This window comes from Kitasatospora sp. NPDC017646, assembly GCF_044329365.1.
GTDB lineage: Bacteria > Actinomycetota > Actinomycetes > Streptomycetales > Streptomycetaceae > Kitasatospora.
Genome location: NZ_JBIRJC010000008.1, coordinates 202,771 through 222,826, shown reverse-complemented (window position 1 = coordinate 222,826; position 20,056 = coordinate 202,771). Strand labels below are relative to the sequence as shown.

Below are 20,056 nucleotides of genomic sequence, written 5' to 3'. Positions count from 1 at the left end.
ACCCCTGGGGGACTTGCACCATGCGCAGTGGCGCGAAGATCGGCATCATCACCGGCGTGTCCGTCGTCGTCCTCGCGGGCGGCGGTTACGGGGCGTACAGCCTGATGGGCTCGGACTCCGGGTCGTCCGGCGACAAGAAGCCCCGCACGGTGGTCGCCGAACCGCCCTCGGCCGATCAGGCGGCGAACGGTGCGAAGGACTTCCTGGCGGCCTGGGCCTCCGGCGACATCGCGAAGGCGGCCTCGCTGACGGACGACCCGACGGCCGCCACCACCGCGCTGACGGCCTTCAAGACCCAGGTGAAGCCCAGCGCGCTGACCCTCACCCCGGCCGGGCCGGCCACCCCGCAGGCCTTCGCCTCGGCCACCGGCACGCCCACCCCGGCCAAGCCCACCGGCGCCGCCTCGGCGACCCCGTCCGCGTCCGGCACCCCCGGCGCGGGCGACTCGCCGTCCGCCACCCCCGGGCCGACCGGCGTGCTGATGGGCTTCAAGGCCCGCGCCGAGTTCGAGGGCACCAGCCGGGTCTGGGACTACAACGGCTTCCTGAGCGTCGTGAAGATGAGCGACGACACCCCGGCCGTGCACTGGACGCCCTCGGTGATCCACCCGCACCTGTCCGGCAACGAGACGATCGCCACCCAGCAGGTCTTCGCGCCGCCGTCCACCGTGGTGGACCGCAACGGCAAGGCGCTGCAGGGCGCCTCGCTCACCCCGGCGCTGATGGCCAGCCTCCAGGACAACGCCCGCAAGCTGCTGCCGCCGGACCCGAACAAGGACCAGGACGCGGGCAGCGCGGTGGTGATCACCGACCCGTCCGGCAAGACGGCTGCGGACAAGCTGTTCACCATCGTCGAGCCCAAGCCCGGCAAGCCCTTCAAGGTGACCATCGACAACACCCTCCAGGCCGCCGCCGAGAAGGCGATGACCGACCTGGGCGGCAAGCAGGGCTCCATCGTCGCGATCGAGCCGAGCACCGGCCAGGTGCTGGCCTTCGCCAACGCCCCGGCCACCGGCCAGAACCGGGCCTTCACCGGCCTGCTCGCCCCCGGCTCGACGATGAAGATCGTCACCTCGACGGCCCTGCTGGAGGCCGGGCTCAACCCGGACTCCCCGGTGGCCTGCCCGGAGAAGAGCAGCAACCCGGTGGCCATCCCGAACGACTTCCCCGGCGCCTTCCCGGACTACACGCTCCAGAAGGACTTCATGGTGTCCTGCAACACCGCCTTCATCAACCAGGGCCTGACCAGCCTCAAGCCCGAGACGCTCGCCGGCACCGCCAAGGACGTGTACGGCATCGGCCTGGAGTGGAAGACCGGCCTGCCGAACGCCGACGGCAAGATCCCGGCGGCCCCGGGCAGCAAGGACGAGCAGGCCATGAACTACATCGGCCAGGGCAAGGTCCAGATGAACCCGCTGGCCATCGCCTCGATCACGGCGACCGTCCAGAGCGGTTCGTTCAAGCAGCCGATCCTGGTCTCCGGCCTCCCGCAGCAGCAGGCGGCCCGGCAGATCTCCCCGGACGTCGCCGCCAAGCTGCGCGCGATGATGAACGCCACCGCCGTCGGCGGCACGGCCAGCCAGGTGATGGCCGGGATCACCGACAACGCGGGCGCCAAGACCGGCTCCGCCGAGGTCCAGGGCGCGTCCACCACCAACAGTTGGTTCACCGCCTTCCGCGGCAACCTGGCGGTCGCCGCCGAGGTCCAGGGCGGCGGACACGGCGTGGACGCGGCCGGCCCCGCGGTCGCCTCGCTGCTCAAGGCCGTCGGACACTAGTCCGGGAACGTGACGGAGCCCGCCCCGCCGGTGACGGCGGGGCGGGCTCCGGTGCGTCACGCCCCCCGGGGCACCCGCTCAGCGCCGCGGCACGGCGGGCGCCGGCGCGTCCGGCGCCGGGCGGGGCGGCACCGGGCGGCGGCTGCTCCAGCGCCGGGCCGCCAGCCGGGGCCAGATCACCAGCACGGCCGGCAGCGCCAGGTACCCGAACCGGCCGGCCGGGGCGAGCATGAAGGCGATCGCCAGCCCGGCGGCCAGCAGGTCGGCGGCGGCTATCGCGGAGACCGGCGGCCGGGCCAGCAGCCAGATCGCCACCCCGACCAGGGCCGTGGTCATCAGCGCCAGCGAGACGGAGTGCCCGGTCGGCCCGAAACCGGCCAGCACCTTGCCGGGCAGCGGGCTGCCCGCCGGGGTGCGGATCGCGGTCATCCCGAGCGGGAAGCGCACCACCTGGTCGCGCAGGGCCTGCGGCTGGGTCAGCACGGACGGCAGCAGCACCGCCGCGCTCACCCCCACCCCGATCAGCGCGGCGCGCGCGGCCGGCCGGCGGCCGTACAGCCGCCACAGCAGCAGGACGGCCACCGGCAGGGCGGGCCAGGCGGTCCACTTGAGACTGCAGGCGAGGGCGAGCACCAGCCCGGCACTGATCGTGCGGTCCCGCTCGGCGAGCGCCATGGCCAGGCAGCAGACCCCGATCAGCGGCAGGTCCACCCCGCCGACGACGAGGGCGAGCGCTATCAGCGGCGAGGCGGTGAGGACGGCCAGCGGCAGCAGCGGCGCGCGGTCCCTGGAGGGCCGCAGCAGCCGCCACGCCCCCAGCAGGCAGGCGATGAACGTGAGCGCGAACCAGATCCGGGCGTCCCCGGCGACGCGGGCGAAGGCGGTGGAGTTGCCGAGCAGCTGGCGCGGCAGCCCGAACAGGGACATCGCCGGCAGGTACGGGTTGTAGTCGGTGACCACCACCGGGTGCGGGAGGTAGACGTCGCCGGTGGTGAGCAGCAGGTGGGCCGAGCGTTCGACCACCATGACCTCGGACTGGTGGCGGCCGTTCACGGCGAGCAGTCCGAGCGGGGCCAGCACGGCTCCGAGCAGGGCGACCACGGCGGCGGCCTCGGCGGCGAACCGGCGCGGCAGGGTGAGGCACAGGAGCCCGGCCACGACGTAGGCGGGGGCTGCGACGAGACCCCAGAGCCGCTGGTTGGCCAGGTCGGAGACGAGCGGGAAGGCGGCGGCCCAGCCGGCCGCGATCAGACAGCCGAGCAGCTGGACCCATCGCAGCGAGGCGAGCCGGGCGGGATTCCACCGATCGGGCGTGGGCGGAAAGGTGCTCTCACCACGCTGTCGGGGGAACGGCCTGCTGGAGGAGCCCCTGGGCGGCCGTCCCGGTCTGGACGGCAGTTCGGCGCTGATGGACTGGGCCGGCGTTCTGGCGCGGCCGGTGAAGCGGCCGCGCGGGCGGGAGAAGCCGGGCGTGCGGGTGCTCACCATGGTGGAAGGTTATGGGTGCGGACCGGGCCCTGTCGCCATCGCGTCGGGCGGTTGGTGGGGGTTTACGCGCGTAGGGCCGCCCGGTTCCGTACCTGGCGGCGGCCCTTCACGATTGGGTAACGGCACGGTCAGCCGGCGTTGGTGTCGACCGGGACGGCCTCCTGCGCGGCCCGCTCCAGCCGGGAGTGCTTGATGCTGTAGCCGAAGTAGACGACCACGGCGACGCCGAGGGCGATCGCCCCGGCCCGGAAGGTGTCGGCGTGCAGGCCGGTGATCAGGTAGATGCAGAAACCGACGCTGAGCAGCGGCACGACCGGGTAGCCGGGGACCCTGAAGCCGCGCGGCAGGTCGGGCTGGGTGCGGCGCAGGACGATCACGCCGATCGAGACCACCGAGAAGGCGATCAGGGTGCCGAGGCTGGTGATGTCGGCCAGGACGTTCAGCGGGATGAACGCGGCCAGCGCGCCCACGCCGACCCCGACCACCAGGGTGTTCCAGACCGGGGTGCCGGTGCGCGGGGAGAGCTGGGCGAAGCGCTTGGGCAGCATGCCGTCGCGGCCCATCGAGTACAGGATGCGGGTCTGGCCGTAGATCACCACGAGGGTGATGCTGAAGATCGAGATGATCGCGCCGACCGCGAAGACCATCGCGGGCCAGCTCTGGCCGGTGATGTCCTGGAGGATCTGGGCGAGCCCGGCCTCCTGGCCGTCGAACTTGTTCCAGGGCTGGGCCCCGATACCGGCCAGCGCGACCAGGATGTAGAGCAGGGTCACCACGACCAGCGAGATGATGATCGCCAGCGGCAGGGTGCGGCGCGGGTTCTTGACCTCCTCACCGGCGGTGGACACCGCGTCCAGGCCGATGAACGAGAAGAAGATGCTGGAGGCGGCCATCTGCACGCCGCCGATGCCCAGCGGCATGAACGGGGTCAGGTTGCCGGAGTGGAAGCCGGTGAGCGCGACGCCGACGAACAGCACCAGGATGAGGATCTTGATCCCGACCATGGCCGCGTTGACCTTCACCGACTCGCTGACCCCGCGGACCAGCAGGAAGCACACCATGGCGACCAGCAGCAGCGCCGGCAGGTTGAACCAGTGGGTGCTGTCCGGCGCGCCGGACAGCTGCTCGGGGATCTTCACCCCGAAGGCGAGGTCGAGGAACTTGTTCAGGTACTCGGCCCAGCTCACCGCGATCGCGGAGGCGGAGACGCCGTACTCCATCAGCAGGCAGATGCCGACCCCGAAGGCGACGCCCTCCCCGAGGGTGGCGTAGGCGTAGGAGTACGAGGAGCCGGAGACCGGGATCGCGGAGGCCATCTCGGCGTAGCAGAGCGCGGTGAGTCCGGCGGTGACCGCGGCGATCACGAAGGACAGGATGACGGCCGGCCCGGCCTGCGGCACCGCGCTGTTGAGCACGAAGAAGATGCCGGTGCCGATGGTGGCGCCGATGCCGATCGCGGACAGCTGCCAGAGCCCGATCGAGCGACGCAGGTGGATGCCGGAGCGTCCGCCCTCCTCGGGTGCGCCGGCCGGAAGGCCGTGGCCCTCACTCTCCGCGATCAGGGTCGAGACGGGCTTGCGTCGCAGCAGACGCGCACCGAGGGTGTTGCTGGTCAAAACTGCGGTCCTTCTAGGCGGGGGAGGGTGTCCTAGCGGCCGGTCACCGGGGCACCGGGGGTGTCATCGGGGACCAACCGAACAAACATGGGACAGTACCCCGCGAAGACACCAGTGTCGCAAACAAACAATACCGATCGGCGCATTGTACGAATCGGCGCATCAGACATAACAAACCGGACACTTCGCACCCGCTGCATCTCCGGCCGTTCCGCTAAACGTCCAGCTCAACGCACCTGGTTGGCCTCAGTGGCGGAGCACCGCCCGCATCACCGCGCGGGCGATCGGGGCGGCCAGGTTGCCACCGGCGACGTCCATGGCGTCACCGTCCGTGACCACCACGGCCACCTCGGCCGGCGGCACCGCGTCCGAGCCGGCCACATGCGTCCTTCACTGCGGTGTGTCCGCGGCCGCGGACACGAGTGATTGGCGGTGTCCGCGGCCGCGGACACCGCCCTCACTCCGGCCGCCGCCCGGCCAGCGCGGCCACCCCGGCCCCGACCGCGACGAACAGGGCGACGGCCAGCACCAGTTCGCCCCAGGGCACGGCCAGCCGCCCGGTCCGGGCCGCCGCCACCACCCCGCGCACCGCCGCGTTGGCCGGCGAGACCGGCACCACCAGCGCCGCCGCGGCCAGGCCCAGCGCCGCCAGGATGCCGTACGGCGCGCGGACCAGCACCGGACGGTTGCCCAGCGCCCCGGCCAGCACCCCCAGCAGCACGCAGACCACCGAGGTGGTCAGCCCGGCCAGCAGCGCCGGGCCGACCCCCGGCTCCCGCTGCGCCCCCGGGGCGGCCACCGCCCCGCTGATCCACCACAGCGCCGCCACCTCGCCCACCGCCAGCAGCAGGGCCACCGTCAGCGCCGCCAGCAGCGCGCCCAGGTGCACCCGGGCCGGCCCCGCCACCGCGACCAGGCAGGCCCGCGAGGCCGGCGGCTCGGCGGTCAGCGCGCTGCGCACGTACCAGGCGCTCACCGGCACCAGCAGCCCCGCGCCGTAACCGAGCCCGCCCAGCAGCGGGTCCCCCGCCGTCACCCCGATCACCAGCAGCAGCACGAACGTCAGGAACGGCGGCAGCCAGGCGTGCGAGCGCACCAGCAGCTCCAGGTGGTACCGGGTCAGCGCTCCGACCTGCCTCACCGCCGCTCCTCCCGTCGACGCACCGCCAGCACCCGTACGGCCGGGCGGCCGAGCAACAGGCTGCGCAGCAGCGCGTCCGAGTGCTCGGCCGGCACCGCCAGCCGCACCGTCGTCGGGCCCAGCGCGGTCGGCTCCGGCGCGCCGGGCAGCCGCTCCGGCAGCGGGGCGCCGTCCGGGACGTCCACCTCGATCTCCATCACCGGCCCGCTCCGGTCCACCGCCCGTGGCTCCTCCTCCGCCGGGCGCAGGCCGCCGTCCGCACCGACCCGGTAGGCGGCGCTGGTCCGCCCGGCCAGCCGGGCCGGGTCGTGGTCCACGAACAGCACCGCGGCGCCCGCCGCCGCCCGCTCGGCGGCCGCCTCGTCCAGCACCGCCCTGGCCTGCGGGTCGAGTCCGGTCCAGGCCTCGTCCAGCACCAGCACCCGGGCCTCGGAGATCAGCGCCTGCGCCACCGCGACCTTCTGGCAGGTGCCCTTGGACAGCCGGCTCAACGGGGTGCCCGCCCGGTCCGCGATGCCGAACCGGTCCAGCCACTCCCCCGACCGCCGCCGCGCCACCGCCTCCGACAGCCCGTGCACCCGGCCCACCCGCAGCAGGTACGAGGCGGCGTCGAACGGCAGCGCCGGCGGGAAGCGCTCCGGCACGTACGCCGCCGCCCCGGACCGCACCACCCGGCCGGTGCTCGGCCGCTCGATCCCGGCCACCACCCGCAGCAGGGTCGACTTGCCGCTTCCGTTCGCCCCGGCGATCCGCACCAACTCCCCCGGCCCGACGGCCAGCTGGACGTCGCGCAGAATCCACCGGCCGCCCCGCCCGTACCGCTTGCCGACCGCGGTCAGCTCCATCCGCGCCCCCGCCTCCCTCCGAACCGTACGAAGGCTATCCACCGCGGGTAAGGGCGGCGTGAGCGCGACGTCCGACAATCGCCCTCCCGCGCGCCGGAGTTCGCGCCGGGCCGGTCGGGTGCACCGGCCGGTCTCGTTTGGCCTTGGCGAACTGATGATCCCTAGGATCGGCCGGGTGAATACCCGACGACGACCGAAGACCAGGCTCGGCAGCCTGATGGCCGCCCTGGCGATAACGGGCGCCTCGCTGCTCCTCGGCCTGCCCGCCCACGCCGACGAACCCTCAGCCGGCGCCTCCCCCGCGACCCAGGAGGCCCCCAAGGTCGACCTGATCCTGGACGTCAGCGGCTCCATGAACATCGCCGACATCCAGGGCAAGAGCCGCATCTCGGTGGCCCAGAACTCGCTGAACGAGGTGATCGACGCCCTGCCCTCGGAGACCGAGTTCGGCATCCGCACCCTCGGCGCCACCTACCCCGGCAACGACAAGAACGTCGGCTGCCAGGACACCAAGCAGCTCTTCCCGGTCGGCAAGACCAACAAGGTCGAGGCCAAGACCGCGGTCGCCACCCTGCGCCCCACCGGCTGGACGCCGATCGGCCTGGCCCTGCGCGGCGCCGCCCAGGACCTCGGCAAGGGCGACGCCACCCGCCGGATCGTCCTGATCACCGACGGCGAGGACACCTGCACCCCGCCCGACCCGTGCGACGTCGCCCGCGAACTCGCCTCCCAGGGCATCCACCTGGTGGTCGACACCCTCGGTCTGGCCCACGACGACAAGACCCGCCAGCAGCTGCTCTGCATCGCCAACGCGACCGGCGGCACCTACACCGACGTCCGCACCCCGCAGCAGCTCACCGACAAGGTGAAGCAGCTGGTCGACCGCTCCAACGACACCTTCACCGTCAACCCGGTCAAGACCACCGGCACCGACAAGTGCGAGAGCGCCCCGGTGCTCACCCCCGGCGTCTACAGCGACCGGGAGAAGTTCTCCGAGCACCGCGTCTACAAGGTCCCGGTCAAGGCCGGCCAGGAGCTGCGCGCCTCGGTCAGCGTGGGCCTCGACCGCGCGGTGGCCCGGGACTACGGCGTCCTGCTCCAGGCCACCAGTGCCGCCGGCCAGGAACTGGTCCGCGGCACCGACGCCGGCAGCGCCCGCACCGACGTGATCTCCACCGGTCTGCGCTGGTCCACCGACGACTCCAAGGGCTACGTCACCGCGAGCCCGACCACCTCGGCCAAGGGCAAGGACAAGCCGGACACCACCGTCTGCCTGGTCGTCAGCAACTCGCTGGCCCCGCAGGCCGGCGTCCAGGCCGACCCCGGCATGCCGCTGGAGCTGACCGTGGACCTGGCCTCCGCCTCGCCCGCCCCCGAGGGCGCCGCGATGGGCCTGGGCCGCGGCTGGATCCTGCTGCTCACCCTCACCCTGTCCGGCCTGGTCTTCGGCCTGGTCTCCGGCTGGATCGCACGCTGGCGGATCGCCGTCTGGCGGGAGAACTGATCATGCGTACGACGATCCGCGGCGCCCTCGCCGCCCTCGCCCTGCTGCCCGCCCTCGCGCTGGGCGCCCCGGCCGCCTCCGCCGCCTCGCCGTCGCCCTCGGCGACCGCGAGCGGCACCCCGGGCCCGGCCACCAAGGCCGGCACCTCCTTCCTGACCGCGGTCAACCTCTCCCCCGGCCAGGACGCCGACGTCGCCGTCTCCACCGGCGACTACCTGTACTGGGCGTTCGGCGCCTCCGAGGGCCAGACCCCGACGGTGAACCTGACCGTCAACCTGGCCCCGGCGAGCGACCGGCACGGCCCGCAGACCTGGACCGTCGAGGTCTTCGACGGGCTGCGCCGCCGCCAGGCCTGCACCGCCGGCACCCAGAACGCCACCGGCGACCAGAGCGCCACCAGCCTCGCGCTGAACTGCACCCTGCGCGAGGTCCGCACCTGGGCCGAGCCGTGGTCGGGGGACCCGCTGCCCGGCACCTACTACGTCCGGCTGTCGGTCACCGACGCCCCGCAGCCCGACCTCGGCCTGGCCGCCACGGCCCAGCTGCACGTCGCCGCCAAGGGCAACGCCGACAACGCCCAGCCCGAGGGCGGCTCGCTCAGGGCCCCGCTGGTCCCGCCGGTCGGCGGCGGTGCCGGCACCGCCAAGGCCGCGGCCCCGGTCGCGGAGAAGGAGCACTGGTACACCGGCTGGTTCTCCGGCTGGAACAGCCGCTGGTACTGGACCATCGGCGGCGGCTTCCTGGCCGCCCTGGCCGGCGTCCTCGGCTACCACCTGACCCGGCACCCGCGCGGCCACCGCCCCGGCCACCACGGCGCCGTCCCGCACCAGGGCTCGCACCAGCACGGCTCCTACGCCGAGCGCCCGTAGCGGACCCGCCGCAGCGAGGGCCGGCCGGACACCCTCCGGCCGGCCCTCCGGCGTGTCCGACCCCGTCCGCGTGCCTACGCTCGAACCATGCAGCCGCGCGGCCTGATCGTGGTCGGCGTGGACGGCTCCGAGCCCGCCCGCGCCGCCGTCCGCTGGGCGGCCCGCCTGGCCGGCCTCACCGGCGGCCCGCTGGAGGCGGTGGCGGTCTGGGACTTCCCCTCCCTGCTCGGCGAGCACGGCCTCGTCCCGCCCGCCCTGGACGGCTTCGAACCCGAGCGCCGCGCCGCGGAGATCCTCGCCGAGGCGGCCGGCGCCTGCGCCGTCCCGCTCCGCCGCCGGCTCAAGGCCGGTCCGCCGGGCCCCGCCCTGGTCGCCGCCGCGACCGGCGCCGCCCTGCTGGTCCTCGGCAACCGCGGCCACGCCACCGCGCCGGACGCCCCGCTGGGCACCGTCGCCCAGTACTGCCTGCACCACGCGTCCTGCCCGGTGGTGATCGTCCGAGAGGACTAGGTGTTCCGTCCCGTCAGGTTGGTGACGGGCCCTGGTCAGCCCTTGAACAGGTTGTGCCCCACGTCGGACGGCACCTCGTCCTGGACCGGCTTGCTGCCCGGCCCCGGCACGTGCTCGCCGGGCACCGGCTCGGTGCTCTCCCGGTGCAGCAGCACCACGCCGTCCTCGGCCCAGAGCTGCCGGTAGCCGTGGGCCAGCAGCAGCTCGATCCGGTCGGCCTGCTCCTTGTCCGTCTTGAACGGGAAGGACCGCTTGTCGGACCGGGTCAGCACGTACTCCCGTCCGCGCGGAGTCCCGTCCACCAGCACCACGTCGGTCCGGGCGGTCAACCGCGGCGCAATCTGGTTGTCCGCCTCCACCGAGGCGCCGTCCGGGATCAGCCCGGCCGCCCGGACCAGCGCGGCCTCGCTCGCCCTGGGCTCCCAGGAGGACGGCACCGCCAGCTGCAGCAGCCCGATCGGCACCGCCGCGACCAGCGCCACCCCGACCGTGCCCAGGCCCAGCAGCCGGGCCCGCCGCCGGGTCCGCTCGGGCCGTTCGACGCTGCTCATCCGCCCCAGCACCTCGACGGTGGCGGTCAGCAGGACCGGCCAGAGCATCGAGTCGTAGTGCCGGGCGATCGACCAGTGGTTGGGGTTGCTGGAGAGGATCCGCTCGGCCAGCAGCGGCAGCATGCACAGCACGGTGGCCGAGCGCAGCGGCAGCAGGAACAGCGTGCCGAACAGCCAGAGCAGCAGCAGCGGCTTCAGCGGCTGGTCGAAGGCGGTCTGCACCAGCAGGAAGGGGTCGTGCAGCAGGTTCCGCAGCGCGTCGCCGCCGTCGTCGCCGAGCGCCTTGTAGTTCCAGTAGTAGCCCGGCTCGCCGCCCATCGCGGGGATCAGCCACTTGATCGCCACCGCCGAGGCGATCGGCCCGCCCAGCAGCAGGCTGAGCCCGGTGAAGCGCCCGGCCCGGTCCCCGGTGCGGCGGGTGCGCAGCAGCAGCACCAGGCCGTACGCGCCGACCAGCAGGCCGAGGTCCTCCTTGGTGCAGCACAGCAGCACCGCGGCGAGCACCACCGTGCCGTAGCGGCGGGCCTGGCCGCGCTCCAGCATCAGCAGCGTCAGCGGGACGGCGAAGGCGACCTCGTGGAAACCGACCCGGGAGGCGACCAGCAGCGGCCAGCCGAGTGCGTAGACCAGCCCGGTCAGGTCGGCGGCCCGACGGGCGGTGCCCGGCTCGGCGGCGGCGAAGGCCCGCGCGGCGATCCGCCGGATCAGCGGCACCCCGAGCGCGAACAGCAGCGCCTGCCCGATGATCAGCGAGCGCGGGTCGTCCCAGATCCAGTACAGCGGCGCGAGCAGCGCCAGCACCGGGGAGAAGTGGTCCCCCAGCAGCGAGAACCCGGGCGGGAACTCGTGGTGGTAGTACTTCAGCGTCGAGACCGGCAGGTGGAAGTGGGAGTAGCCGCGCGCCCCCTGGTCGAAGATGCCGAGGTCGAAGCCGCCGAGCGAGACGGAGGCCCAGCCCTGCATGCCGATGGCGCACATCACCGCGAAGCACAGCGCGCTGAGCAGCACGGTGCGCCGGGCGGGCGAGCCCAGGACGGCCGCGGCCCTGCGGGCGGCGGGCGCGGCTGCCAGGGGCGGCGACGGGGTCGCGGTCTGGGTGGTCACGTCGGCTCCGGTCCGTCTCGTCCGTCAGATCCGATTGGTCAGGGCGGGGTCACGGGCGGGGTCGTGGTCGGGATCACGATCGGGATCCCGGTCGTAGTCGGGGTCGAGCCTGGCGCCGAGCAGCGCCCAGGCCCCGGCCGAGGCGTCGACCTCCTGCCGCCGGGCGCGGTACAGCCGCAGGCCGATGACGGCGAGGACGGCGATGCCCAGCGGCGGGTAGATCGAGCCGGGCAGCTGCCAGTACCAGGCGACCCCGCGGCCCCAGCGGTGCGGCACGGTCCACATCACGTGGGAGAGGAACACCACGAGCGTCGCGCCCAGCAGCACCCGGCGGCCGGTGCTCCTGGCCTCCGCGGCCAGGAGGGCGATCAGCGGGACGCACCAGACCCAGTGGTGGGTCCAGCTGATCGGGGAGACCAGCAGCGCGGTGAGGGCGGTGCAGACGCCGCCCCACGCGTCGGCCCGGCGCAGCACCCGGGCGGAGCGTCCGGCGAGCACGGCCACCCCGAGCCCGAGCGTGGCGACCAGCCCGGTGGCGATCAGCCCGACCGTGCCGGGGTCGTTGGCGTCGAGCAGCCGGCAGACGGCCCCGCGCAGCGACTGGTTGTCCACCAGTACGGTGACGCCGACCCGGCTCGGGTCCCACAGGTACGTGGTCCAGAACCCGTAGGAGCCGTCCGGCAGCGCGATCCAGCCGATCAGGCCGGCCGCCAGGAAGGTGCCGACGGAGACCAGGGCGGCCCGGATCCGGCCGGTGAGGAGCAGGTAGACCGTGAACAGACCCGGGGTGATCTTGATCGCGGTGGCCAGGCCGATGCCCACGCCCTTGGACCGGCTGCGGTCCGGGCGGGTCAGGTCCCACAGCACCAGGCAGAGGATGGCGAGGTTGACCTGGCCGTACTGGAAGGTGGTGTACACCGGCTCCAGCCAGACGCCCAGGCCGGTCGCGAGGATCGTGGCGGCCGGGCGGTACCGCCGGGCGGGCCAGCCGGCCAGCTTGAGCGACAGGTGCACGGCCAGGCCGAGCAGCGCGTAGTTGCCGAGCATCACCAGGATGCGCAGCGGACTCACGGCGAACCAGGTGCTCGGCACGAACAGCATCGCGGCGAACGGCGGGTAGGTGGCCGGCAGGTCCCAGCCGGGCAGCCGCATCGCGTACAGGTCGTCACCGTTGACGACGGCCTGGCCCTCGGCCCGGTAGACGAGCATGTCGACCATGTTCGCCCCGTGCAGGTGCCGCTGGACGACGAAGGCCGCCAGGGACACCGCCGCGACGCAGACCGCCGCGATGGTCCAGGAATTCGGTCTTCCGCTCGCCGGGCCGCCCGCCGGCCCCGCCGGGTCCGCCTGCCGCGTCCACCGTTTCAGACCGAACTCGCGCACCGCGATGGCACCCCGTTGAGATAGACCAGATCGTTCCCTCGTCAGCGTCTGGGCCCACCCACCATAACCGACCCCCCTGAGACCCCCCTGAGCCCCGAAGTCACGTCAGTTTCCGGCCCGGTGAAGGCGGTGTGAGCTCCGTCACGAGGCGGGGCGCCTGCTCCCGCGGAGGCCGGAAACGCCAAATCCCGCCGGGAGTTGACTCCCGGCGGGATTTGGTGGACCGGTCGGAACCGGTCCGTTGGGTGGAGCTGAGGGGATTCGAACCCCTGACCCCCTCGATGCGAACGAGGTGCGCTACCGGACTGCGCCACAGCCCCAACGAGAAGAAACTCTAGCACCTTTCGGAGGGGGTCCGTGACCACCCCCTGGTCGGAGGCGGTCACGGCGGTCATTCGTTGGCCGCGCGGGGGCGGGACTCCGCAGCCGGGGCTTCGGCGTACTGGTCGAACAGCGGGGTGCTGCGGGACTCGGTCGGGCGCCCGGCGGTCCAGGTGCCCGGGGCCGACAGGTCGAGGCCCCGGGACACCCGGGGGGCGACCGGCGCGGTGACGTAGGTCGGCAGCGGGACGGGCACCGGCTCCCAGGAGTCCGGGCCGGCCGCACCGCGCTCGCGCATTCCGTCGACCCACTCCTCGTGCTCGGTCGCCTCGGCCACCGCGGAGGCGGAGGACACCAGGACGGTGGCCTCGCCGGAGTCGGCGGCCAGCCGCAGGTGCGGGCGGCGGCCGGACCGGTGCTCGGCGGGCGGGGCCGGATCCGGTTCCACCGCAACGGGCGCCTCGACCGTCGGCCGGTCGTCCGTCGGGGCCTCGGCACGCTGCCGCTCCCGCTGGCGCAGTCGCTCGGCCGCCTGGGCGGCCCGCACCCGGTCGAGCTTCACCTCGTACCGCTGGCGCTCCAGCTTGCGCAGGTGGCCGATGTACAGGGTGAGGAGGAGCGCCGGGACGGCCGGGACCCAGAGGAAGGCGAGTCCGGCCACCGCGGCGACCACCGCGCCGAGGGCGAAGGCGAGGAAGAGGACGGTGACCATCCGGCGCCGGCGGGCCAGCAGCCGCGCCCGGCGTTCGCCACCGGCCGCCCGCGCGGGGGCCGGCCGTTCGGCCGGGCGCTCCGCCGGGGGTTCGGGCTCCCGTGCGACGGGGTCGCCGGAGGCGGCCCCGTCCCGTTCGGGAGGACCGTCGTTGCTCTGCTCGTCGTCACGCGGTTCGTCGCCCAGGGCCCGGGCTGCCCGCCGCTCCAGCGCCGAACGCCCGGCCAGCAGGCGGATGGCGGTGCTGAAGCGTTCCGTCGGGCGCGCCTCGTTGAGTTCGTCCTGCCTGCGGAGCCACATCGGCACCAGATAGGCGGCCCAGGCCCCTACGATGACGGCGTAGATAAGGCCGCTACTGCTCACGATTCACACCGTACGGGCGCCGGGGAAGGCCTGGCAGCAATTTGGTGCGGCGTGTCGTGTGATCAAGCTGATTCTCCGACTATTTTGCCGGCATTTGTGACGGTCCGCCACCGCGCCGATGCCATATCGATATTTTTTTCGAACATATATTCAATTGCGCGGTTCACGGCCCGAACTGATCGCCCGCCAGCGCTCCAGCATCCCCTCCGGGACCTCCTCGGCGGTCAGGGCGTAGACCAGGTGGTCCCGCCAGTCCCCGTCGATGTGGAGATAGCGCGGGCGGATTCCCTCCGAGCGGAAGCCGAGCTTTTCCACCACCCGGCGACTGGGGCCGTTCTCCGGGCGGATGCAGACCTCGATCCGGTGCAGCCCCAGCGCGTGGAAGCAGTGGTTCACCGAAAGCGCCACGGCCGTCGGCATGATGCCCCGGCCCGCCACCGCCTCGTCGATCCAGTAGCCGATGTTGGCCGAGCACATCGAACCCCAGGTGATTCCGCCGACGGTCAACTGCCCGACCAGCTGGCCCTTGTAGAGCACCACGAAGGGCAGCATCCGGCCGGCCGAGGCCTCGCCGCGCAGGAAGCGGACCATCTGCCGGTACGTCGGGCGGGGGCTCGCGGCCCGGCCCGCCGGGCCGGGCGGCACGGTGGCCTCCCAGCGGCGCAGCCAGTCCCGGTTGCGGCGGCTCACCTCCTGCCACTCGCGCTGGTCGCGGGCCCGGATCGGGCGCAGCACGACCTCGCCCTCCTGGAGTTCTACCGGCCAGCCGGCGTTCAGTGCGCTCTCCCGGAAGCTGGTGCGTCGGGCCGGGGGTGGTCCCCGCCGCCGAGCTGGTCGACGGCGTGGGCGAGCAGCGGCTCCAGGACGGCCAGGCCGTCCTGGACGCCGCCGGTCGATCCCGGCAGATTGACGATCAGGGTACGTCCGGCGAGCCCGGCGAGCCCGCGGGAGAGCGCCGCGGTCGGCACCTTGTCGCGGCCGTACGCGCGGATCGCCTCGGCGATGCCGGGGACCGGCCGGTCGATGACCCGGGCGGTCATCTCGGGGGTGAGGTCCATCGGCGAGATGCCGGTGCCGCCGGTGGTCAGCACCACGTCGTAGCCGGCGGCGACGGCCTCACGCAGCGCGGCCTCCACCGGCTCGCCGTCCGGGACGACCCGGGGGCCGTCGACGGTGAAACCCATCGCGGTCAGCCCGGCCACCAGCAGCGGGCCGCCCCTGTCCTCGTACACCCCGGCCGAGGCCCGGTTGGAGACCGTCACCGCGAGCGCCTTCATGCGTCCGCCCCGCCCGCTCACGCGTCGACCTCCGGCGCGAACCAGTCACCGCTCTTGCCGCCGGTCTTGCTGAGCACCCGGACGGACTCGATGGCGGCGCCCTTGTCCACCGCCTTGACCATGTCGATCACGGTCAGCGCGGCGACCGTCACCGAGGTCAGCGCCTCCATCTCGACGCCGGTGCGGTCGGCGGTCCTCACCGTGGCGGTGATCTCGACCGCGTCGTCCGCGACGGCGAGGTCGACCTTGACGCCGGAGACCGCGATCGGGTGACAGAGCGGGATCAGGTCCGGGGTCTTCTTGGCGCCCATGATCCCAGCGATCCGGGCCACCGCGAGGGCGTCGCCCTTGGGCACGCCCTCGCCGCGCAGCAGCTCCACCACCTGTGCGGAGACCCGGACCCGCCCGGTGGCGACGGCGGTGCGCGCGGTGGTGGCCTTCCCGGACACGTCGACCATCCGGGCGGCGCCCTGCTCGTCGACGTGGGTGAGGCGGTCGCCGGGGTTCGGTGTCGTCACGGGTAACTCCAGGGGCGCGCAGGTCGAATACCGCGCTACCGTACCGCTCCCGGACCGGCCCGCACGCCTCCGGGCGCCCTCGGGCCGACACCGGCGGTCGGCGCTCCCCCGCCCCTGCTTTTCGGCGCAGGCGCGCCCTTCGACCCGGGGCCGGACCCGTCCTCCGCTCAGGAGTCCAGCAACACCACGTCGACCTCGCTGCCCGCCGGCAGCTCGGTGGTGTCCTCGGGGACGGTGATCAGGCAGTTCGCCCGGGCCAACGCCCCGACCAGGTGAGAGTCGGCACCGCCCACCGGCTGCACCGTGCCGTCGGCCGCCGAGTAGCGGCCGCGCAGGAACTGGCGGCGGCCGGCCGGTGAGCGCAGCGCGGACGGGCAGAGCGCGCGCACCACCGGGCGGTGGACGTCGGCCGCGCCCAGCATGGTGCGGATGGCCGGGCGGACGAAGAGCTCGAAGGAGATGTAGGCGCTCACCGGGTTGCCGGGCAGGGCGAGCAGCGGCACCCCGGCCGCGCCGCCGATCCGGCCGAAGCCCTGCGGCTTGCCGGGCTGCATCCGCAGCTTGCGGAAGTCGACGCCCCCGTAGGACTCGAAGACCTCCTTGACCACGTCGTACGCCCCGACGCTGACCCCGCCGCTGGTGACGATCAGGTCGGCCCGGCCGAGCTGGTCCTCCAGGACGGCGCGCAGCCGGTCGGGGTCGTCGGGGACGCCGCCGACCCGGTAGGCGATGGCGCCGGCCTCCTGGGCGGCCGCGGTGAGGGTGAAGCTGTTGGAGTCGGTGATCTGCCCGGGTCCGACCGGCTCGCCGGGCTGGACCAGCTCACTGCCGGTGGAGAGCACCACCACCCGGGGACGCGGGCGGACCTTCACGGTGGCCCGGCCGACCGCGGCGAGCAGGCCGAGCTGGGTGGGGCCGAGCCGGGTGCCGGCCGTCAGGACGGTGGTGCCGGCCGCGACGTCGCTGCCGCGGCGGCGGATGTGCGCGCCCTCGGCGACCGGCCGTAGCACCCGGACCTCCTCGCCGGCGACCGGCGCGGTCATCGCGGCGGCGGCCGTCCCGGTGCCGCTGCCGCCGTCGGTCCACTCGACCGGGGCGACGGCCTGGGCGCCGGGCGGCAGGGGTGCGCCGGTCATGATCCGGGCGGCCTGGCCGGGGCCGACCTTGGGCAGCTCGCCCGCGCCGGCGGCGATGTCGCCGACCACGGTGAGCACCGAGGGGTAGAGGTCGGTGGCGCCCTCGGTGTCGGCGGTGCGGACCGCGTAGCCGTCCATCGAGCTGTTGTCGAAGGGCGGCAGGTCGCCGTCGGCGACCACGTCCTCCTCCAGCCGGCAGCCCCGGGCGTCGAGCAGCTGGAGCTCGATCGCGGGCAGCGGGCCGATCGCCGACAACACGTCGGCGCGGTGCTCGTCCACCGTCCAGAAGCGAGGAGCCGCCGGTGCCCGGTCCGCGGACCCGTCACAGCAGGCTGCGGGGGTGGTGGTGTGTTCCGTGGACCCGGTCATCGGCGGCTCGCTCTCTTGGTCTTGAGGGTCAGTCCTGCAGCTCGGAGCCGACGAACTCCCGCAGCCAGGAGCGGAACTCCGGGCCCAGGTCCTCGCGCTCGGCGGCCAGTCGGACGATAGCGCGCAGGTAGTCGGCGCGGTCACCGGTGTCGTAGCGGCGGCCCTTGAAGAGCACGCCGTGCACCTGGCCGCCGCTCTCGGCGTCGCGGGCGGTCAGCTCGCGCAGCGCGTCGGTGAGCTGGATCTCGCCGCCGCGGCCGGGCGGGGTCTCTCGCAGCACGTCGAAGACCAGCGGGTCGAGGACGTAGCGGCCGATGACGGCGTAGTTGGACGGGGCCTCGCCGGGCTCGGGCTTCTCGATCAGGTCGGTCACCTGGAAGACGTCCTCGCCGAAGCCGTTGGCCTTGACGGCGGCGCAGCCGTAGAGGTGGATCTGGGAGGGGTCGACCTCCATGAGGGCGACGACCGAGCCGCCGAGCTCCTGCTGCACCTCGATCATGCGGGCGAGCAGCGGGTCGCGCGGGTCGATCAGGTCGTCGCCGAGCAGGACGGCGAAGGGCTGGCCGGCGACGTGCTGCTCCGCGACGGAGACGGCGTGGCCGAGGCCCTTCGGGTCGCCCTGGCGGACGTAGTGCATGTTGGCCAGCTCGACGGACTCGCGGACCCGGCGCAGGCGGTCCTCGTCGCCCTTGCGGACGAGCAGCTCCTCCAGCTCGTAGGCGCGGTCGAAGTGGTCCTCCAGCGCGCGCTTGTTGCGGCCGGTGACCATCAGTATGTCGGACAGACCCGCGGCGGAGGCCTCCTCGACGACGTACTGGATGGCCGGCTTGTCGACGACGGGCAGCATCTCCTTCGGAGTGGCCTTGGTCGCCGGGAGGAAGCGGGTGCCCAGTCCGGCCGCGGGTACCACGGCCTTGGTTACCGGAATTCGGGAGGCGGTCGTCGTCATGCGTTTACCTTACTCAGGCATGTTTTCGCCCGGCCGAGCACGGTCGGACGGCTAGGACAGCACGTCCCGGGGCACGGCCACAGTGGCAGGCGTATGGGAAGCGACCGGCTGGGCGAGGGGGTCCCCTCCGGTACAGGCCGACAGACTACCCGGCTTTCCCGAACGGTCACGCTCGGCAGTCGAAGGCCGCTCCGGGGCGGGAGCGGGCTGCTCACGGGGCTCGCCGCAAGGCTGTCCGGGGCGCGGCGCGGTCCGCCAGCAGTCGCCGCCGGCCGCCCGTGCCGCGGCCAGTGCGGCGTCCGCCGAGCGCAGCAGGACGGCCGCGTGCGTGCCGTCCTCGGGCAGCACGGCGATTCCGGCCGCGGCGGTCAGGCCGTTGCCCCCGGCCGGGCGGGGGGCCCGGGTGCCGGAGGACCAGTCGAGCAGCAGGTGTCGGCGGACCGACCAGACCAGCCGCTCGGCGACCTGCGCCGCGCCCTCGGAGCCGGTGTCCGGCAGCACCACCAGGAACTCCTCGCCGCTGTAGCGGCCCAGGGTGTCGGCGCGGCGGATCTCCATCGCGAGCCGCTGGGCGAGGTCGCGCAGCACGGCGTTGCCGCGGGCGCGGCCGTGTTCGGCGATGACCGCGTCGAAGCCGGCGATCTCCAGCAGCAGCACGGCCAGCGGGCGCGGGCCGTCGGCCTGCTCGGTGTGCTCGGCGCGGCGGGCCCGTTCGATCTCCCGGTCCAGGGTGAGCTGCAGGTGGCGGTAGTTCCAGACGCCGGTGAGCGAGTCGCAGGAGGCGGTGCGCTCCAGTTCGGCGCAGCGCTCCTCCAGTTCGGCGATCCGCCCGTTCAGCCGCTCCCGGTCCTCGGCGGCCTCGGTCCGCTCCCGGCGCACGCGCAGGCCGAGCACGGTGACGCCGGCCAGCGCGGGGGCGCTCAGCGCGGCCAGGGCGTGGACCAGCAACGGGGTGGACAATCGGGGGCGCCCTTTCGCGTGTCAGGCTCTGCGCGTCACGGTTTTCGGACGTGGAGGATCCGGTGCACAACGAGAAGAGCGAGCTGAGGACACGGCTGTTGTCGGAACGCCGCGCGCTCAGCGCCGAGGGGCGCGCCCGGGCGGCCCACGCCCTGGCCGGTCACGCCTGGGAGCTGGCCGCGCCGGGCGCCACGGTGGCCGCCTACGTCTCGGTGGGCGCGGAGCCGGGGACCAGGCCGCTGCTGGACGCGCTGCGGGAGAGCGGGGTGCGGGTGCTGCTGCCGGTGCTGCTGCCCGACAACGACCTGGACTGGGCCGAGTACGCGGGGCCGCAGACGCTGGCCCCGGCCGGGCGCGGGCTGCTGGAGCCGGTCGGGCCGCGGCTCGGGCCGGAGGCCGTGACGCGGGCCTCGGTGGTGCTGCTGCCGGGCCTGGCGGTGGACCGGGGCGGGCTGCGGCTGGGCCGGGGCGGCGGCAGCTACGACCGGGTGCTGGCCCGGCTGGGGCGGGCGGGGGTGCGGCCGGTACTGGCGGTGCTGCTGTACGAGCACGAGCTGCTGGAGCGGGTACCGGCCGAGCCGCACGACCTGCCGGTGGACCTGGCGGTCACGCCCTCGGGGGTGCGGGCGCTGGGGTGAGACGGCGGCGGCCCCGCTCCCCCG

19 protein-coding genes and 1 tRNA gene are annotated in these 20,056 nt (G+C 73.9%); 5 read left to right on the top strand and 15 right to left on the bottom strand.

What is annotated here, in order from left to right:
• Positions 1–20 precede the first annotated feature (20 nt).
• Positions 21–1,778, top strand: a complete 1,758-nt coding sequence (locus ACH4J0_RS15875; protein ID WP_396240346.1) for a penicillin-binding transpeptidase domain-containing protein — start codon at positions 21–23, stop codon at positions 1,776–1,778.
• Positions 1,779–1,856: 78 nt separating this feature from the next.
• Here ACH4J0_RS15875 and ACH4J0_RS15870 read toward each other — a convergent pair whose 3' ends face one another.
• The 5 genes from ACH4J0_RS15870 to ACH4J0_RS15850 all read right to left on the bottom strand — a co-directional run bounded on the left by ACH4J0_RS15870 (position 1,857) and on the right by ACH4J0_RS15850 (position 6,868).
• Positions 1,857–3,266 carry a glycosyltransferase 87 family protein gene (locus ACH4J0_RS15870; RefSeq protein ID WP_396240344.1) on the bottom strand — a complete coding sequence of 470 codons (1,410 nt, stop codon included), beginning with the start codon at positions 3,264–3,266 and terminating at the stop codon, positions 1,857–1,859.
• A gap of 128 nt (positions 3,267–3,394) precedes the next feature.
• Complete coding sequence (locus ACH4J0_RS15865) at positions 3,395–4,882, bottom strand: amino acid permease (protein ID WP_396240342.1); 1,488 nt, start codon at positions 4,880–4,882, stop codon at positions 3,395–3,397.
• Positions 4,883–5,128: 246 nt separating this feature from the next.
• Positions 5,129–5,263 (bottom strand): hypothetical protein, encoded by a 135-nt coding sequence (locus tag ACH4J0_RS15860; RefSeq protein WP_396240467.1) that lies wholly within the window; start codon positions 5,261–5,263, stop codon positions 5,129–5,131.
• A gap of 76 nt (positions 5,264–5,339) precedes the next feature.
• Positions 5,340–6,023 (bottom strand): ABC transporter, encoded by a 684-nt coding sequence (locus tag ACH4J0_RS15855; RefSeq protein WP_396240340.1) that lies wholly within the window; start codon positions 6,021–6,023, stop codon positions 5,340–5,342.
• Positions 6,020–6,868, bottom strand: coding sequence for an ATP-binding cassette domain-containing protein (locus ACH4J0_RS15850; RefSeq protein ID WP_396240338.1), 849 nt, complete (start codon positions 6,866–6,868; stop codon positions 6,020–6,022). The genes ACH4J0_RS15855 and ACH4J0_RS15850 overlap by 4 nt, the downstream gene beginning before the upstream one ends.
• 175 nt (positions 6,869–7,043) lie before the next feature.
• On the opposite strand from ACH4J0_RS15850, the gene ACH4J0_RS15845 reads away from it, so the two are divergent.
• The 3 genes from ACH4J0_RS15845 (at position 7,044) to ACH4J0_RS15835 (ending at position 9,751) form a co-directional block, all read left to right on the top strand.
• Complete coding sequence (locus ACH4J0_RS15845; RefSeq protein WP_396240336.1) at positions 7,044–8,372, top strand: VWA domain-containing protein; 1,329 nt, start codon at positions 7,044–7,046, stop codon at positions 8,370–8,372.
• A 2-nt stretch (positions 8,373–8,374) separates the two neighbouring features.
• Positions 8,375–9,241 (top strand): peptidase, encoded by an 867-nt coding sequence (locus ACH4J0_RS15840; protein WP_396240334.1) that lies wholly within the window; start codon positions 8,375–8,377, stop codon positions 9,239–9,241.
• A gap of 87 nt (positions 9,242–9,328) precedes the next feature.
• A complete protein-coding gene (locus ACH4J0_RS15835; RefSeq protein ID WP_396240332.1) occupies positions 9,329–9,751 on the top strand; it encodes a universal stress protein in 423 nt (140 codons plus the stop codon).
• A gap of 35 nt (positions 9,752–9,786) precedes the next feature.
• Here ACH4J0_RS15835 and ACH4J0_RS15830 read toward each other — a convergent pair whose 3' ends face one another.
• From ACH4J0_RS15830 to ACH4J0_RS15785, 10 genes are all read right to left on the bottom strand, one after another.
• The gene (locus tag ACH4J0_RS15830; RefSeq protein ID WP_396240330.1) at positions 9,787–11,406 is read right to left on the bottom strand and encodes a DUF2079 domain-containing protein; all 1,620 of its coding nucleotides are present in this window, start codon (positions 11,404–11,406) and stop codon (positions 9,787–9,789) included.
• 24 nt (positions 11,407–11,430) lie between these two features.
• Entirely contained in the window at positions 11,431–12,672 is a 1,242-nt protein-coding gene (locus tag ACH4J0_RS15825; protein ID WP_396240328.1) for a glycosyltransferase 87 family protein, read from the bottom strand.
• 363 nt (positions 12,673–13,035) lie between these two features.
• A tRNA-Ala gene (locus ACH4J0_RS15820) sits at positions 13,036–13,109 on the bottom strand.
• Between the two features lie 71 nt (positions 13,110–13,180).
• The gene (locus tag ACH4J0_RS15815; RefSeq protein WP_396240326.1) at positions 13,181–14,185 is read right to left on the bottom strand and encodes a hypothetical protein; all 1,005 of its coding nucleotides are present in this window, start codon (positions 14,183–14,185) and stop codon (positions 13,181–13,183) included.
• Between the two features lie 150 nt (positions 14,186–14,335).
• Positions 14,336–14,962: a GNAT family N-acetyltransferase gene (locus tag ACH4J0_RS15810; protein WP_396240455.1), complete on the bottom strand. Its 627-nt coding sequence runs from the start codon at positions 14,960–14,962 to the stop codon at positions 14,336–14,338.
• Entirely contained in the window at positions 14,959–15,462 is a 504-nt protein-coding gene (locus ACH4J0_RS15805; RefSeq protein WP_396240324.1) for a molybdenum cofactor biosynthesis protein B, read from the bottom strand. Before ACH4J0_RS15805 ends, ACH4J0_RS15810 begins: the two co-directional genes overlap by 4 nt.
• A 17-nt stretch (positions 15,463–15,479) precedes the next feature.
• Entirely contained in the window at positions 15,480–15,980 is a 501-nt protein-coding gene (moaC, locus tag ACH4J0_RS15800) for a cyclic pyranopterin monophosphate synthase MoaC (protein ID WP_396240322.1), read from the bottom strand.
• A gap of 167 nt (positions 15,981–16,147) precedes the next feature.
• Positions 16,148–17,485, bottom strand: a complete 1,338-nt coding sequence (gene glp / locus ACH4J0_RS15795) for a gephyrin-like molybdotransferase Glp (protein ID WP_396240320.1) — start codon at positions 17,483–17,485, stop codon at positions 16,148–16,150.
• 28 nt (positions 17,486–17,513) lie between these two features.
• On the bottom strand, positions 17,514–18,434 hold the full coding sequence (gene galU, locus ACH4J0_RS15790) for a UTP--glucose-1-phosphate uridylyltransferase GalU (protein WP_396240318.1): 921 nt from the start codon (positions 18,432–18,434) through the stop codon (positions 17,514–17,516).
• 51 nt (positions 18,435–18,485) lie between these two features.
• Entirely contained in the window at positions 18,486–19,394 is a 909-nt protein-coding gene (locus tag ACH4J0_RS15785) for a GGDEF domain-containing protein (protein WP_396240316.1), read from the bottom strand.
• Positions 19,395–19,456: 62 nt separating this feature from the next.
• Between ACH4J0_RS15785 and ACH4J0_RS15780 the strand changes: the two genes are divergently transcribed.
• On the top strand, positions 19,457–20,032 hold the full coding sequence (locus ACH4J0_RS15780; protein WP_396240314.1) for a 5-formyltetrahydrofolate cyclo-ligase: 576 nt from the start codon (positions 19,457–19,459) through the stop codon (positions 20,030–20,032).
• The last annotated feature ends 24 nt before the right edge of the window (positions 20,033–20,056 follow it).

Excerpts from the sequence above, each read along its gene's own strand:
- ACH4J0_RS15875 (WP_396240346.1), top strand. The coding sequence starts at position 21 with ATGCGCAGTGGCGCGAAGATCGGCATCATCACCGGCGTGTCCGTCGTC.
- ACH4J0_RS15870 (WP_396240344.1), bottom strand. The coding sequence starts at position 3,266 with ATGGTGAGCACCCGCACGCCCGGCTTCTCCCGCCCGCGCGGCCGCTTC.
- ACH4J0_RS15850 (WP_396240338.1), bottom strand. The coding sequence starts at position 6,868 with ATGGAGCTGACCGCGGTCGGCAAGCGGTACGGGCGGGGCGGCCGGTGG.
- ACH4J0_RS15840 (WP_396240334.1), top strand. The coding sequence starts at position 8,375 with ATGCGTACGACGATCCGCGGCGCCCTCGCCGCCCTCGCCCTGCTGCCC.
- ACH4J0_RS15835 (WP_396240332.1), top strand. The coding sequence starts at position 9,329 with ATGCAGCCGCGCGGCCTGATCGTGGTCGGCGTGGACGGCTCCGAGCCC.
- ACH4J0_RS15805 (WP_396240324.1), bottom strand. The coding sequence starts at position 15,462 with ATGAAGGCGCTCGCGGTGACGGTCTCCAACCGGGCCTCGGCCGGGGTG.
- glp (WP_396240320.1), bottom strand. The coding sequence starts at position 17,485 with ATGACCGGGTCCACGGAACACACCACCACCCCCGCAGCCTGCTGTGAC.
- galU (WP_396240318.1), bottom strand. The coding sequence starts at position 18,434 with ATGACGACGACCGCCTCCCGAATTCCGGTAACCAAGGCCGTGGTACCC.